The 14,636-nt window shown below is 36.3% G+C and carries 15 protein-coding genes; 5 read left to right on the top strand and 10 right to left on the bottom strand.

Annotation, left to right across the window (positions count from 1 at the left end; genetic code table 11):
* Positions 1 to 133: 133 nt before the first annotated feature.
* Positions 134 to 805, bottom strand: a complete 672-nt coding sequence (locus RCH13_RS11855) for a hypothetical protein (RefSeq protein WP_326987461.1) — start codon at positions 803 to 805, stop codon at positions 134 to 136.
* A 172-nt stretch (positions 806 to 977) separates the two neighbouring features.
* On the opposite strand from RCH13_RS11855, the gene RCH13_RS11850 reads away from it, so the two are divergent.
* Positions 978 to 2,513 carry a YifB family Mg chelatase-like AAA ATPase gene (locus RCH13_RS11850; RefSeq protein WP_326987460.1) on the top strand — a complete coding sequence of 512 codons (1,536 nt, stop codon included), beginning with the start codon at positions 978 to 980 and terminating at the stop codon, positions 2,511 to 2,513.
* 46 nt (positions 2,514 to 2,559) lie between these two features.
* On the opposite strand, the gene RCH13_RS11845 is transcribed toward RCH13_RS11850, so the two are convergent.
* From RCH13_RS11845 to RCH13_RS11835, 3 genes are all read right to left on the bottom strand, one after another.
* The gene (locus tag RCH13_RS11845) at positions 2,560 to 3,336 is read right to left on the bottom strand and encodes a DUF4382 domain-containing protein (protein ID WP_326987459.1); all 777 of its coding nucleotides are present in this window, start codon (positions 3,334 to 3,336) and stop codon (positions 2,560 to 2,562) included.
* 161 nt (positions 3,337 to 3,497) lie between these two features.
* On the bottom strand, positions 3,498 to 3,992 hold the full coding sequence (locus RCH13_RS11840; RefSeq protein ID WP_326987458.1) for a hypothetical protein: 495 nt from the start codon (positions 3,990 to 3,992) through the stop codon (positions 3,498 to 3,500).
* 115 nt (positions 3,993 to 4,107) lie between these two features.
* Positions 4,108 to 5,220, bottom strand: coding sequence for a DUF3078 domain-containing protein (locus tag RCH13_RS11835; RefSeq protein WP_326987457.1), 1,113 nt, complete (start codon positions 5,218 to 5,220; stop codon positions 4,108 to 4,110).
* A gap of 149 nt (positions 5,221 to 5,369) precedes the next feature.
* Between RCH13_RS11835 and RCH13_RS11830 the strand changes: the two genes are divergently transcribed.
* The 3 genes from RCH13_RS11830 (at position 5,370) to gdhA (ending at position 8,816) form a co-directional block, all read left to right on the top strand.
* Positions 5,370 to 6,140, top strand: a complete 771-nt coding sequence (locus tag RCH13_RS11830; protein WP_326987456.1) for a rhomboid family intramembrane serine protease — start codon at positions 5,370 to 5,372, stop codon at positions 6,138 to 6,140.
* 25 nt (positions 6,141 to 6,165) lie between these two features.
* Positions 6,166 to 7,275, top strand: a complete 1,110-nt coding sequence (gene dprA, locus RCH13_RS11825; protein ID WP_326987455.1) for a DNA-processing protein DprA — start codon at positions 6,166 to 6,168, stop codon at positions 7,273 to 7,275.
* A 182-nt stretch (positions 7,276 to 7,457) separates the two neighbouring features.
* Positions 7,458 to 8,816, top strand: coding sequence for an NADP-specific glutamate dehydrogenase (gene gdhA, locus RCH13_RS11820; protein WP_326987454.1), 1,359 nt, complete (start codon positions 7,458 to 7,460; stop codon positions 8,814 to 8,816).
* Between the two features lie 156 nt (positions 8,817 to 8,972).
* Here the strand turns inward: gdhA and RCH13_RS11815 are convergent, their stop codons facing one another.
* Both RCH13_RS11815 and RCH13_RS11810 read right to left on the bottom strand, forming a co-directional pair.
* Positions 8,973 to 9,257, bottom strand: a complete 285-nt coding sequence (locus tag RCH13_RS11815) for a hypothetical protein (RefSeq protein WP_326987453.1) — start codon at positions 9,255 to 9,257, stop codon at positions 8,973 to 8,975.
* A 109-nt stretch (positions 9,258 to 9,366) separates the two neighbouring features.
* The gene (locus tag RCH13_RS11810) at positions 9,367 to 9,861 is read right to left on the bottom strand and encodes a YkgJ family cysteine cluster protein (RefSeq protein ID WP_326987452.1); all 495 of its coding nucleotides are present in this window, start codon (positions 9,859 to 9,861) and stop codon (positions 9,367 to 9,369) included.
* A 214-nt stretch (positions 9,862 to 10,075) separates the two neighbouring features.
* Between RCH13_RS11810 and RCH13_RS11805 the strand changes: the two genes are divergently transcribed.
* Entirely contained in the window at positions 10,076 to 10,459 is a 384-nt protein-coding gene (locus RCH13_RS11805) for a group III truncated hemoglobin (RefSeq protein WP_326987451.1), read from the top strand.
* A gap of 1 nt (position 10,460) precedes the next feature.
* On the opposite strand, the gene RCH13_RS11800 is transcribed toward RCH13_RS11805, so the two are convergent.
* The 4 genes from RCH13_RS11800 to hflX form a co-directional block, all read right to left on the bottom strand.
* Positions 10,461 to 11,537 (bottom strand): calcium:proton antiporter, encoded by a 1,077-nt coding sequence (locus tag RCH13_RS11800; protein WP_326987450.1) that lies wholly within the window; start codon positions 11,535 to 11,537, stop codon positions 10,461 to 10,463.
* Between the two features lie 200 nt (positions 11,538 to 11,737).
* Positions 11,738 to 12,451 carry a DNA alkylation repair protein gene (locus RCH13_RS11795; RefSeq protein WP_326987449.1) on the bottom strand — a complete coding sequence of 238 codons (714 nt, stop codon included), beginning with the start codon at positions 12,449 to 12,451 and terminating at the stop codon, positions 11,738 to 11,740.
* The gene (locus RCH13_RS11790; protein WP_326987448.1) at positions 12,451 to 13,368 is read right to left on the bottom strand and encodes a glutaminase; all 918 of its coding nucleotides are present in this window, start codon (positions 13,366 to 13,368) and stop codon (positions 12,451 to 12,453) included. The genes RCH13_RS11795 and RCH13_RS11790 overlap by 1 nt, the downstream gene beginning before the upstream one ends.
* 11 nt (positions 13,369 to 13,379) lie before the next feature.
* Positions 13,380 to 14,624 carry a GTPase HflX gene (gene hflX / locus RCH13_RS11785; protein WP_326987447.1) on the bottom strand — a complete coding sequence of 415 codons (1,245 nt, stop codon included), beginning with the start codon at positions 14,622 to 14,624 and terminating at the stop codon, positions 13,380 to 13,382.
* Positions 14,625 to 14,636: the final 12 nt, after the last annotated feature.

Below are 14,636 nucleotides of genomic sequence, written 5' to 3'. Positions count from 1 at the left end.
AGAGCATCCCGATTTAAATCGGGAGCGGTCGGGGGTTCGAATCCCTCAGGGCCCACCCAAAACTCCTCAAGAAATTGAGGAGTTTTTTTTATTTTATTCGAGTAGGAATTATATTTTTTGAAAATTCTTGAAATTATTCCTCCTGAATTTCTGCCAATAAACTTTCACCTTCGAATTCTGAGGCAATGATTTCGTTCTTGTTAAGCCAATATTCAGAAGTGATTAAGGAAAAATTGCTACCTTCTTCTTCCACTAATTTCCATATAATATCTTCCGCTTCTTCAAAACGCAAATCGGTTGACATTTGATCGGCAAATAAGCGTTTAATGATATTGCTATCAGATAATCCACGACTTAAAGCTTTTAAAATAACCTCTTTCGTAAATTCCCCTTCAAATTTTTCTAAGGCTTCGATCGTAAACTCCACCTTAGTTGCACTAGCATTAGGAAATTTTCCATTGAAAGCTTTGAATAAAAGTTGGTTGATATTAAATAAAGCGAAATGCAAATCTATTTCTGGATACTCTTCACAGATTCTATCCAATAACATATCATTCGATATTTGATCAATCTGACCTTCATTTAAATTTTCTGATAATTGGTACGTCAATAAAATCTTCGCTGCTTCATTCGGTTCAAAATCACTGATTGCCATGAAAAGCATTTCTCTTAGATTCTCTACCTTTATAGTGTTAGCGTCCGGAAAGTCGAATAATCCTAAAAGTTTTATATAATCTTCATTTTTCCAGTAATTTTCAATCTCTTCAAGGGTTGATGCGCTAGTTATTTTTACATTAAATTTCATTGTATGAGTCTTTTAAATTTTACGTAATCACATGTTATTCTTTGTCATGAAATTACGTTGCGGAAGTTGCAATATACATACCACAAGTAAAAGTCTACCTCATAAACAACCTGAAATAAAGTTCATCGTAAATCCGCCAATTTTTACTAATTTTAATCTCTAAACACAAATTATGCTCGTAAAAGTTTATGGAAGTGCCATTTTTGGAGTTTCTGCGCAAACGATTACAATTGAGGTGAACGTAGATACTTCTGGCGTTGGTTATCATTTGGTAGGTCTTCCAGATAATGCCATCAAAGAAAGCAGCTACCGCATTTCTGCCGCGCTAAAGAATGTCGGTTTTAAAATTCCTGGCAAAAAAATTACCATCAACATGGCGCCCGCCGATTTACGTAAAGAAGGATCAGCGTATGATTTAAGTATCGCTCTGGGAATTCTAGCTGCTTCGGAACAGATTAAAGCCGTTAATATCGGGGAATATATCATCATGGGAGAATTGTCCTTAGACGGAGGACTATTGCCTATCAAAGGTGTTTTGCCCATCGCCATTAAAGCGCGGGAAGAAGGTTTCAAAGGGATTATTTTACCGCTTCAAAACATTCGAGAAGCTGCTATTGTAGATCAATTGGAAGTTTATGGGATAGAAAATATTAAGCAAGTCATAGATTTCTTTAATGAGGATATTCCTTTGGAAAGAACCATTTTAGATACGCGAAAAGAATTTCAGGATAAAATCAACTTCTTTCCTTTCGATTTTTCAGAAGTCAAAGGTCAGGAAACCGCAAAACGCGCCATGGAAGTTGCAGCTGCAGGTGGTCATAATATTATTCTCATCGGTCCACCTGGAAGTGGAAAAACAATGCTCGCGAAAAGAGTTCCGAGTATTTTGCCACCATTAACTTTAAAAGAAGCTTTAGAAACCACAAAAATTCATTCTGTCGCTGGAAAAATTGGAACAGAAACATCTTTAATGACGGTTCGCCCTTTTCGAAGTCCGCATCATACGATTTCAGATGTGGCACTCGTTGGTGGCGGAAGTTATCCGCAACCTGGCGAAATTTCTTTGGCGCACAACGGTGTTCTATTTTTAGACGAAATGCCGGAATTCAAACGAACAGTTCTGGAAGTAATGCGCCAACCTTTGGAAGATCGCGAAGTCACCATCTCTCGCGCCAAGTTTACGGTGAATTATCCCGCAAGTTTTATGCTGATCGCAAGCATGAATCCGAGTCCGAGTGGTTATTTTCCAGATGATCCGAACAATACATCTTCCCAATTTGAAATGCAGCGATATATGAATAAGCTTTCGGGTCCGCTTTTAGATCGGATTGATATTCATATTGAGGTTCAAAAAGTAGAATTTGATCAACTTTCTGACAAAAGGAAAGGAGAACAAAGCAATGAAATCAGGGAGCGGGTTTTAAAAGCGAGAGATATACAAACCGAAAGATATAAAGATGCAAATATTCATTACAATGCGCAAATGGGTCCGAAAGAAATAGAAAAGTTTTGTGAACTTGATGAAGCCTCGAAAAATCTCATCAAAGTTGCTATGGAAAAACTTAATCTTTCTGCAAGAGCTTATGATCGAATTTTGAAAGTTTCCCGTACCATCGCAGATTTAGAATTGGTTGCAAATTTAAATTCCTCGCATATCGCAGAAGCGATCCAATACAGAAGTTTGGATCGGGAGTTTTGGAATGTGTAAAAAAAAACCTGCAAAATGCAGGTTTTTTTTTATTTAAAAATGGAAGTTACTGCACTAAAGTGGTAGTACCTGCATCTAGAATTTTACCGTAGGACACCACAACGTCTTTTGTTACATCATTGTAAGGTGTAGTATCTAAAGCATCAAACATTAATTTATAGTTACCTTCTGCAATACCTCTAAACATAAAGTATCCGTTTCCTTCAGGTATCGCGGATGCAACCACTTCATTGGTTGTAGGATTGATCAGCTTTACTACCGTTTGAGATTCTGCCGGCAAAACATAACCTTTTACCTGTCCATCTGTTAATTTACTAAATAGACGAATGACTGGCTTTAAGGAATAAGATCCATTTCCTTGTTTTACAATAGATTTATCCGCATCAAAGTCTAACCAGATTTCATAAGCTCCATCTGGTTCCAATGTTTCATTCCAACTCAATTTTAAACCTGATTGTTGTGCAGAAGGCGTAGCTAAAGGATAACGTATGCCATCAACTGTAACATAATTTTCAGTACCTAAAATCATTCTTAGCTGTGATACATTTCCTGCAGGCAAAACTGTTTCACCTAATAATGCATCTACTCCGTTGTTTAAATCTAAAATATTATAAATTCCAGCATTTGCAAGATTCAGTGTGGTAAATCCTCCATTACCCGTGCCCAGCTCAAGTTTTTGTATATCGATCTCTACTTTATCATATTTTGCAGGGGCATCTGTTAAATTAACCTTCAGCGTTGCATTACCTGCACTGTCATCTGATTTACAAGAAGTAAATGCAACCAGAATAATTGTACTTAAGGATAAGATTAAATTTTTCATTTTTGTTAAATAATTTACGTGTTTTTAAAAAGTGTTCCCTTTAGAACGTTATTGAGTAGAAATTTGGTATTTCTAATGCTGTTAAAATATAAAAAAGCCGGCTAGAATTTCAACCTAAAGCCGGCCTTTTACGAATGGTAAATTTTTAAAAGTTTTATCTTTTATTTTTTGCCTTTTCCGTTGCTCTTACCCTGCCCCTTACTTTGACCAACATTCACAGGTTTTTTACCCTTTGAATACTGTACAGAATTGGTAGAATTTTTTCTTTGTTTCACCTTTTGCGTTAGGTGTTTTTTACGTGCGTCAGTATTTTTACTTCTGTTGTAAACTGCTACAGGATTTTGACCTTTGTAATATTTATTTTTATACTTTGTGTATTTATCATTTCCCATAATTCTTTGGATAGAACTAAAACGATCTGTAGACCATCTTGCGGGCTGATTTGCGTATTCTCTATTCCAAGAGTCGTACGTAGGATATTGATTGTTCAAATTGAACAGCTGCTGCTTTTGTGTTGAGCTTAGTAATAAATTGGCAGCAATGGTCTCCCAGTTTGTATTGGTTACATTGCTTCGGTAATCATTATAATATGCCGATTGAGAATATCCAAATGTAAATGTTCCTAAAAGAAACGCTGATAATAATAACTTTTTCATCTTGTAAATTTTTAATTATTACAGAAGTAAGCTTCAATTTTCACGCCACAAGTGTTAAATTCTGATAATCAAAGTGTTAACAGAGCTTTAAAAGCCTATAATTATCAATTATATACTACTTTACTATAAAAGGTTTGATTAGTTTAGAATTCTTTTCCTCATTTTTATACCCCAAATTATAAGAGAAACCAACGCCCAACGTTTGTTTCATTTGTAGTTTTTCCAACTGGTCATGATCATACAAAAGATCTAAACTGACCACCGTAGAAATAAATTTATTGAATCGAATATTTAAGGTTCCATTGTAAGAAATATCTACCCGCTCTGGATGATCCGCATAACTGCTAAAAAAATTAACGCGGTTTACCAAGTTAATGTCCTTGTAAATATTAATTCTGTAAAGAACATTTAACAAGGCACCTAATTCTGAACGAACACTTTGCCCATCTCTTTCTAACCCATATCTACCCGCTTTTTGCAGAAAAGGATCGGTAACGAAGGTAAATTTACCGTTTAAAGGACGGAAAATAACTTGAAAATTTTCATTTGGATTGTAAGAAACCCCGATACCCGCATTTAAATAACCAGGTGCCATAAATTTAGAGATCCTATTTTCATAAGCCGGATCTGGGGTTAAGGAATAATTATATCCCGGAGAAAATTGGGAGAGAAATTGAAAACCGGTAGAAAGATAAAAGTCTTTACCAATATCATATCCATAATTGCTCATTAAATTGATATAATCTTCAGTTTTTCTGGATGATTCACCTTCCGAAGAGACAAAGCCATAACCGAGTTGCAGATTATTATCCAAGAAATGTTTGCCATCTTTATAACTTAGATTATAATTGATTTTCCCGATAATTCCTATATTGTTATTCCCTCCAGAATTCCAGTTAGAAAAGGAAGACTGATTGAAAACCAAATTATTCTGACCGAAATAAAACCACCTTTTAGTTGTGGATAATTTCATAATATTATAAGGGGTAATTGGTATACTTTCCGTCAGATTGGGAACTACCACTTCATCCCGAATGACAATAGTATCATTAAAATGAATATCAAAATTTACGAACTTAGGATTAGATAGACTATCAAAATCTAGCGCCACGGAATCCCATCTTTTTTGGGAAATAGAATCAATCTCTTTTAAAATATCGGTGTTAATTTGGGAGAAAAATTCCCCGGAAGTGATTAATAAGGCGCCAATCAATAATAACTTTCTCATAGCGCACAAAGGTAGGATAAACTCTATAATCCTTAAAATTTAAAGTCTGTATTTAGAACTTTTTGTCTCTATTTTTTCGAAAATTTAAAAACTTATAGCCATATTTACTCAAATAAAATTGTGGCAGCACTTTTGACAAAAACCGATGTATGTTGAAAGATACTTTCGATTTCCAAGCTGTATTAAAGGCAGCATTAATGGTTGCCGCAATGTGGGTTGGATTTATCCTGCAAAATTTCGGTTTAATCGAAGGATGTAGCGGTGCAATTATCCCACTCAATCCCGATGGATTGAAAGGTATTTTGTTTTCTCCTTTACTACACGGCGGTTTGGATCATATTTTCGGAAACTCCGTTCCTACTTTTGTTTTGGTTTATCTGCTCTTTCAATTCTATCCCTCAATAGCAAAAAAAGTTTTTTTCCTTGGTTGGTTTGTTACGGGATTTCTCGTTTGGCTTTTGCCACCCATAGATATTTTTACGGGTGAGTTTAATAGTGTTTGCATTATTGGGGCAAGTGGAATTGTTTATGTTTTGGCCTTTTTCCTTTTCTTTAGTGGTCTTTTCCGATGGGATATGAAGTTGCTTACTGTTTCTATGGTGGTTGCACTCTATTATGGAAGTTTAATCTGGGGTGTTTTACCCGAAGAACTATTTTCAAACTTGGAGCAACCGAGCAGAATTTCTTGGCAGTCTCATCTTTCGGGCGCTGTAGTAGGAATAATGTTGGCTCTGATTTTCCGGAAAAATGGGGAAAAGAAGAGAAAGTTTATTTGGCAACTCCCCAATTATTACAGTGAAAAAGATGATAAGTTGTGGGAAGAGTATAGAATGAACCATCCCGACGATTTTTTGGAACTGCCCTATAAAAAGAAAGATGATGTATGGGACTATTTAGATGAGATCAGAAAAAACAAATAATTTTATTTAAATTTGAAAAAAAACAATGTTCTCTGAAGAAGTTCTTTACGCTATTGCTCTTCGGCATTGTCCCTTAATTGGTGATGTGATCTTCCGGAAATTAATTCGAGAAGTAGGATCAGCTCAGGAAGTTTGGGAACTTTCAAAATCTGGACTCCATAATATTTATGGTATTGGAAGAAGAATATCTTTAGAAATTGGCAATTCAGCCCACTTGACATTCGCAGAAAAAGAATTGAAATTTTGCGAGAAAAACGACATCAGAATTAACCTGCGCCATCTCAATGAACTGCCGGAATTACTCAATGAATGTGAAGATGCACCTGCAATCCTTTATCAAAAAGGAGAATTTAATGACACTTTAAAATCCGTAAGCATCGTAGGTACCCGTAAAATAACTTCTTACGGTAAAAATTTTATTCATGATTTTTTGGCGGATTCCAAAGGTAAGAATATGGTCACCGTGAGCGGCTTAGCTTTGGGCGTAGATACTGAAGTTCATGAATATTCAATCCAAAACAATATTTCAACAATCGGCGTTTTAGCACATGGTTTTCACACTTTTTACCCTTCAAAAAACCGCAAATTATCCGAACGCATTCTTCAGGAAAATGGCGTTTTATTTACAGAATTTAATTCCTCTCAAAAGCCTGACCGGGAAAATTTTATTCAAAGAAATCGTGTGATTGCTGGATTATCTGAGGCTACAATTGTGGTAGAAACTGCTTTCGGCGGTGGCTCTGTGAGTACTGCCACGTTTGCTAATAATTATAATCGAGAAGTCTATGCCTTACCCGGGAAAATCACAGATGAATCCAGCCAAGGTTGTAATCAATTAATATTTCAAAATAAGGCCAAAACAATTTCCACAATTTCTGGTCTTGCAGATCAATTAGGTTTTTCTGGTGCGCAGGAAAAAGTGGGCGAACTTTTTCCATTTTCCGAGATTTCAATTCAACTATCTGATAATCAAAAGAATATTATGAAAGTATTGGATAGGAAAAAATCCATTTCCTTAGATGAAATTTCTGAAAATATAGGACTCCCAACTTTTAAAATTTTACCAGATTTATTAGATTTAGAGATTTCTGGACGGGTGAAAGCACTTTCTGGCAGACAATATTTGGCAATTTAATATTTTACTCATTTTTAAAAAAAACATTTCGGAAGAATTCTTGATTTTTTGATATGTTAAACGCAGTATTTCTACTTTTAATTAAAGCAATTGTAACAATCCTTGAAAAACCATCAAATGCACAAATTGTATTGTCTGTTTTGAAAAAAAAATTAAATTTGTTTAGATAACAATCTCTCTCTATGGAACATTATAATGTTGATCAAAAAATCCAAGAATTTATTGCCAAAATCGAGGCAAAAAATCCAAACGAACCAGAATTTTTACAAGCGGTAAAAGAAGTTGCTATGACTGTAATTCCATTTGTGGCTACGCGAAAGGAATACAACGGGATGAAACTTTTGGAAAGAATGGCTGAGCCGGAAAGAAGTATTATTTTCCGCGTTCCTTGGGTTGATGACAAAGGAGAAATTCAGGTGAACAGAGGTTTTCGAATCCAAATGAATTCTGCGATTGGACCTTACAAAGGTGGAATTCGCTTTCATCCTACCGTAAATCTTTCGGTTTTAAAGTTTTTGGCGTTTGAGCAAACTTTTAAAAATTCCTTAACTACATTGCCAATGGGCGGTGGTAAAGGAGGTGCAGATTTTGATCCACAAGGAAAATCCGATATGGAAGTAATGCGTTTTTGCCAAGCTTTCATGACGGAACTATGCAAATATATCGGTCCAGAAACAGATGTTCCCGCAGGAGATATCGGTGTTGGTGCCAGAGAAATTGGCTACTTATTTGGGCAGTACAAAAAAATTAGAAATGAATTTACAGGCGTTTTAACTGGAAAAGGTTTAGCGTACGGTGGTTCATTGATTCGTCCAGAAGCTACAGGTTATGGAGTAGTTTATTTCGCAGAGCAAATGCTGAAAACCATCAACGAAACTTTCAAAGACAAAATTGTTACTGTTTCTGGATTTGGAAACGTAGCTTGGGGAGTTGTGAAAAAAGTAGAAGAATTAGGTGGTAAAGTGGTTACTATCTCTGGTCCAGATGGTTATATTTATGACAAGGACGGAATTAGCGGCGAAAAAATCAATACCCTTTTAGAACTTAGATCTACTGGCAATAACAGAGCTGAAGACTATATTAAAAAATATCCGAATGCAGAATTTCATGCGGGCAAAAGACCGTGGGAAGTTAAATGTGATGTGGCTATTCCATCTGCAACGCAGAATGAATTGTCTTTAGAAGATGCACAAGTTTTAGTAGAAAACGGCGTAATCTGTGTAACAGAAGCTGCCAATATGCCTTCAACTTTGGATGCAATTAATTATTTCTTAGATAACAAAGTTTTGTTTTCCCCAGGTAAAGCCTCTAATGCGGGTGGTGTTGCAACCTCTGGTTTAGAGATGACGCAAAATTCTATTCGATTAAATTGGAGTTCCGAGGAAGTGGATGCAAGATTAAAAGAAATTATGATCGGAATTCACAAGGCGTGTAGAGATTATGGGAAAGAAGATGATGGCTATGTAAATTATGTAAAAGGCGCAAATATTGCCGGTTTCGTGAAAGTAGCAGAAGCAATGTTGGCTCAAGGAGTCGTATAAAAATAAGATCCGCAGCTTGCTGCGGATTTTTTATTCATAAATCCTGTCCCGGGAATATGGGAAAAAAGTAAATTGAAAGGATAAAAAGCATCGAAATTTCGATGCTTTTTATTTTGGTCCAAAAAAATCCTGCATTTGTGCAGGATTGGTAAGCTCTTATAAAGCTTCTTCCTTTTTCATTTTAGAATTTCCTTTTTTTCTTGCTTTTTTAGCTTCAGTTTGTGGCTCTACTTGTACTGCTGCTTCAGCTTTTACTCCAGTATCTTCTACAATTACAGCTTCTACCGTATCTACCTTCATAGATTGTGCTTCTACCGCAACTTCAGTTTTCATTTCCTGCTCTGCAGTTGTTTCCATTTTCTTCGCCGTGTCTGTACTTTGTGCGTTTACGAATGAAACACTTGCAGCAACCATTACAATTGCGATTGATAACTTTTTCATAATACTTATTTTACTTGTTAATGAGTCTTTAACGACCGATTGAGAAGCGAAGTATTTACAAGCGTAAAGTTTAACTGTAATTATAAGACTTTAGGATTTGTTTGGAAAATCAGCGATTATTGCCAATTGTCTCTTTCATTTTTTCTACAAATTCAAAGGCGGCGGGGCAGATTAACGTGTTTTTTATGGTCAAATGATTAATCTGATATATCTTTTTGCGGTCGGTGTGCGGAAACTCTCTGCACGCTTTTGGGCGAACTTCATAGATCGAGCAGGTATTATCTGAATTTAAAAACCAACAGGGCAGATTCTGTAAAACTTTATCTTGATCCTCATCTGTTTGCAAATATTTCTGCTCAAATTCTGCGGGTTTAAGGCGAAGATGTTTGGAAATTCTTTCGATGTCTTTTTCCGTAAAAAGCGGTCCTGTAGTTTTACAGCAGTTTGCACATTGAAGACAGTCAATTTTCTGAAAAACCTCAGCATGGGTTTCCTGCACCAAATAATCTAGATTTTTGGGCGGCTTTTTTTTAAGGCTTTCCAGAACTTTTTTGTGTTCTTTCTGCTTTAAAATTGCTTGGGATTTGTAGAATTCCAAATTCATACTGCAAAAATACTCGTTATTTCTAAAGTCGCCTAAATTTTCTACAATCACAAGTTGCGGCCGCGATAGTAGCGGTTACCCCGCAAAGAAGGAGCGACCGAAGGGAGCGACTGATTGAGGAGTAAGAGCGGATAGCGCGAATTGTCCGCCCCGAAAATAGTTTTACTGATCAACGTCATATTCCATTCCTTATAATTATGGTAATTTTGAACCTATGAAAAAGTTGGAAACACGCGAAGATATTGAGGTTCTAGTTAATCGGTTTTATGACAAAGTGGGGCAAGATGAAACGATTGGTTTCTTCTTTACAGACATCGCCAAAGTGGATTGGACCCATCATCTGCCGAAAATGTATGCCTTTTGGGAAACTTTGCTTCTGGGAAATGTCTCTTATAAAGGAAATCCGATGGCAGTTCATTTTCCAATCAATGCTCAAGTTCCTTTAGAAAAGAAACATTTCGAGCACTGGATTAGCTTGTGGACGCAGACGGTGGAAGAAAACTTCGTGGGTGAAATGGCTGACTTGGCGATTTACAAAGCAAAAAATATTGCCAATTTAATGGGCTATAAAATGGAAACCGCCACCAAACTGCGCTGATTTAAGGGACAATAACCGTAAAAATATAGGCCGCTAAATTCACTAAAAGTACCGTCCCATACAAATGATTCGTTTTGCCACGGCTTAAAGAGAGCATTACAATAAAGACGGAGAGCGCCAATAATATAATGGATTTCATATCTAGTCCGAGTACAAAAGGAATATCATAATAGATACAAACCGCGGAAATTGCGGGAACGGTTAATCCCACACTTGCCAGAGCGGATCCTAAACTTAAGTTGATAGAAGATTGTATTTGATTATTTCTGGCGGCTCTAATCGCAGCTAAAGCTTCCGGCAATAAGACCACCCCTGCGATGATAATTCCCACCAAAGCTCTGGGCGCACCAATGTTTTCGACAAAATCTTCAATAACCGGAGATAATCCTTTCGCCATAAAAATTACAATTGCGAGACATATAATAAGGAGTATTAAACTCACAATAGTTTGAGCAATTGTGGGTGGAGCAGCCTCATGCAAAGTATCATCTGGGGTTTTTACTACAAAATAATTTCGGTGTCGAACGGTTTGAAACATGAGAAAACTACCGTAAATCGTGAGACAAGCCAAAGAAATAAAAATCAATTGCTTTTCTGAGTAGTAAGGTCCAATTACGCTGGACGTGTAGTTTGGTAAGATTAAAGTAAGTACAAGAATCGCAACGAGACTTACTAAGTAGGTTGTTGCAGACTTGGTAATGAAAAATTGTTCCTTGTATTTTCTACTTCCCACCCAAATGCAAATTCCCAGAATACCATTTAAAATAATCATTACTGCTGCAAAGATGGTGTCTCTAGCATAAGTTTGGGCACCTTCACTCCCAGAAAACATGAATGAAACGATTAGTCCAACCTCCAATATCGTAATACAGATTGCTAAAATTATGGTTCCATAAGGTTCCCCAACTTTGTGTGCAATCACCTCTGCATGGTGAACAGCTGCTAAAACAGTCCCAAATAACAAGATAGCACCTGTAATATTGCTAAAGGTGGTATTATTTAAAAAGCCAAAAAGATAGAAAAGTGCAGCTAAAAGTGGTATAATGGAAGTCCAATGGTACAGCGCTTTGATTTTCATATTAATATTTGTGATAAAATACGAAAAAAATCAGAAAAATTATAATTATTTCGTGGCAGGAGTGCTTTCTAAAGATAAAAAATCCTGATAAGCTGCAAACAAGTGAAAAAATCATACCGATTGCATACTTTTATAATTTCCTCTCAAAACAACCTTCTTGAAAAATAATATACAAATCCGCTAGTTGATATTTTACTTGATCATAATCTGCCTTGTAAAAAATCCTGACGCGTGTTTTCATCTAACTTTTCAATCGCATAACGCAAAGTTGTTCGGGGCATTCGCTGATAATTTACTACTAAAAAAGATAGCAATTCGGATTCTTTCTTTTTTCCCATTTCCCTTAAAAGCCAGCCATTTGCTTTCTGCATTAAATCATGGGGATGGTTTAGGTTTGTCAGCACTAATGCTTTCATTAAAGTGAAAGAACCTTTTTTAACATGAAGCATGGTAGAGACTATCGCAATTCTTTGACTCCACAAATGATTTTTTTCTGAAAGATTTTTGAGTACAGTATCATCTTCGATTTCAAAATAATACCGACCTAAAATCTTGTAGCATGAGGTATCTACCAAATCCCAATTGTTTATGTGCTTTATGTTTTTCAAATAGAAATTTACAATTTCTTGCTTTTCAGAAATGTCTTTGGCTTTCTCAAATTTAAAAACCAGCATTAAAAGTGCACAAAGGCGATGCTCATGAATTGCGGAACTTAAAAGTTCTCCTAGTTGCTTCAAATTTATTTTGGAGCAAAAACCTTTTGCAACAATTCTTTGATCTGGGACAGAAACTCCTATAAATTGATCTCCTTCTGCATATTCACCTTGTCCGGTTTTAAAAAATCTCGGCAAAAATTCTCCCTTTTCTGGAGAAGAGAGGTCTTGCAAAGCATTTTTAATTTCTGAGGTTATCATTAAAATATGCTTTCACCCGTTTGTGTGGTAAACGCTTCCAAGAATTTCATTCCACGGTAAGAATTTCCTTTACTGTTTAATTTTGGACTCCAAACCGTAATGCAATAATGTTGTGGATATAGCGCAACAATTCCGCCGCCTACGCCACTTTTTCCGGGCAAACCTACGCGAAAGGAGAATTCCCCAGATTCATCATAAAATCCACACGTCAACAAAATTGCATTGATTCTTTTTGCTTTACTCGAGGATAAAATCTGTTGATGATTAAGCGGGTTCTTACCTTCGTTGGCGAGAAATAACAAGCTTTTGCTCAACTGATTACAATTCATTTCTATTGCGCACAACGTACAATACAAGTCGATGACGTCATCAGGATTATTTCTGATGTTTCCAAAAGATTTCATGTAATTGCACAAGGCAGAATTTCTAAAACTGTTTTGCCTTTCACTTTTTGCGACCGTTTCATTCACCAATATTTGATCATCTTCCGCGAGACCTCGTATGAAAGTGAGCATTTCCGATTTTGGATCCACGCAGATTTCGAGCAAAATATCGCAAATCACTATTGCTCCCGCATTAATGAAAGGATTTCTAGGAATTCCGTTATCTGCTTCAATTTGCACCAAAGAATTAAACGCATTTCCGGAAGGTTCTACATCAACGCGGCGCCATAATTTTTCCTCCAGCTTTTCATAGACAAAAGCAAGTGCAAAAACTTTTGAGATACTTTGAATGGAAAATCTTTCCGCGGAATCACCAATTTCCACAGAGAAATTGTTTAAAGTAGTCATAGCAATTCCAAATTTACCCTCCTCAATACACGCTAATTCTGGTATGTAATCTGGAACTTTTCCTTTATTTTCCTGACGTAAAACATCGTGGTAAACCTTGCTGATAATTTGCTGATAATCGACCATTTTGCGAAGAATTAAGAGGGATCAGAATCCGAGTTTTCTTCTTCTTCTTCTTCTTCTTCTTCATGATATTCAAAAAGAAAATCATTGTACGGAAATCTAGAAATATGAATTTTTAAAACCTCGTCATAGATAAGCTTTTTCAATTCAGGAAAATTTTCCTTATTGAGCGCAGAAATAAATACAGTAGGATATTTTGAATGAGACATCCACGTTTTTTTCCACTCGCTCAATGATTTATTTTTCCGTGTCTCTGGTGTTAAATCATCTTCCGCCTTTTCTTCGAAAGCAAAAGCATCAATTTTATTGAACACCATAATCATAGGTTTTTGGTGTGCATCTATTTCCATTAAAGTCTGGTTCACAGAATTAATCTGATCTTCAAAGGTTTCATGAGAAATATCAACCACATGAATCAACAGATCCGCTTCTCGAACTTCATCCAAGGTTGATTTAAAACTTTCTACCAATTGAGTGGGTAATTTTCTGATAAAACCAACGGTATCCGTTAAAAGAAAAGGAAGATTGCCCATCACCACTTTTCGAACGGTGGTATCTAAGGTGGCAAACAATTTATTTTCAGCAAAAACTTCAGACTTGGAAATGGAATTCATCAAAGTTGATTTTCCTACATTGGTGTATCCAACAAGGGCAACGCGCACCATTTTTCCCCGGTTTTGTCTTTGCGTAGACATTTGTTTGTCTATTATTTTGAGTTTATCTTTCAGTAAAGTAATCCTATCCCGAATAATTCTACGATCCGTTTCAATTTCCGTTTCCCCGGGACCACGCATACCGATTCCCCCTTTTTGCTTATCAAGGTGAGACCACATTTTGCTCAATCTTGGGAGTAAATATTGGTATTGTGCTAATTCAACTTGTGTTCTGGCATAAGAAGTCTGTGCTCGTTGCGCGAAAATATCAAGAATAAGGTTGGTTCTATCCAGAATTTTCACCTCCATTTCTTTTTCTAAATTCTTGAGCTGAGAGGGGGAAAGTTCGTCATCAAAAATAACGGTTCCGATTTCATTTTCCACCACGTAACTCTTTATCTCCTGCGCTTTTCCCGTTCCGACGAATGTTTTGGAATCAGGTTGTGTTAAGCGTTGCGTAAACCGTTTCTCGACAGATGCTCCTGCGGTGAAGGCAAGAAATTCCAGTTCGTCTAAATATTCTGTAACCTTTTCTTCGGTTTGTTGTTGCGTAATTAAACCGACTAAAACGGCCTTTTCATATTGGTGATCTTTTTTCTCCAGCATAGTTTATTTCTT

This window comes from Chryseobacterium sp. MP_3.2 (genome assembly GCF_035984805.1).
Lineage (GTDB): Bacteria > Bacteroidota > Bacteroidia > Flavobacteriales > Weeksellaceae > Kaistella.
The sequence above is the reverse complement of the archived record's forward strand: the minus strand, read 5'-3'. Positions and strand labels throughout refer to the sequence as shown.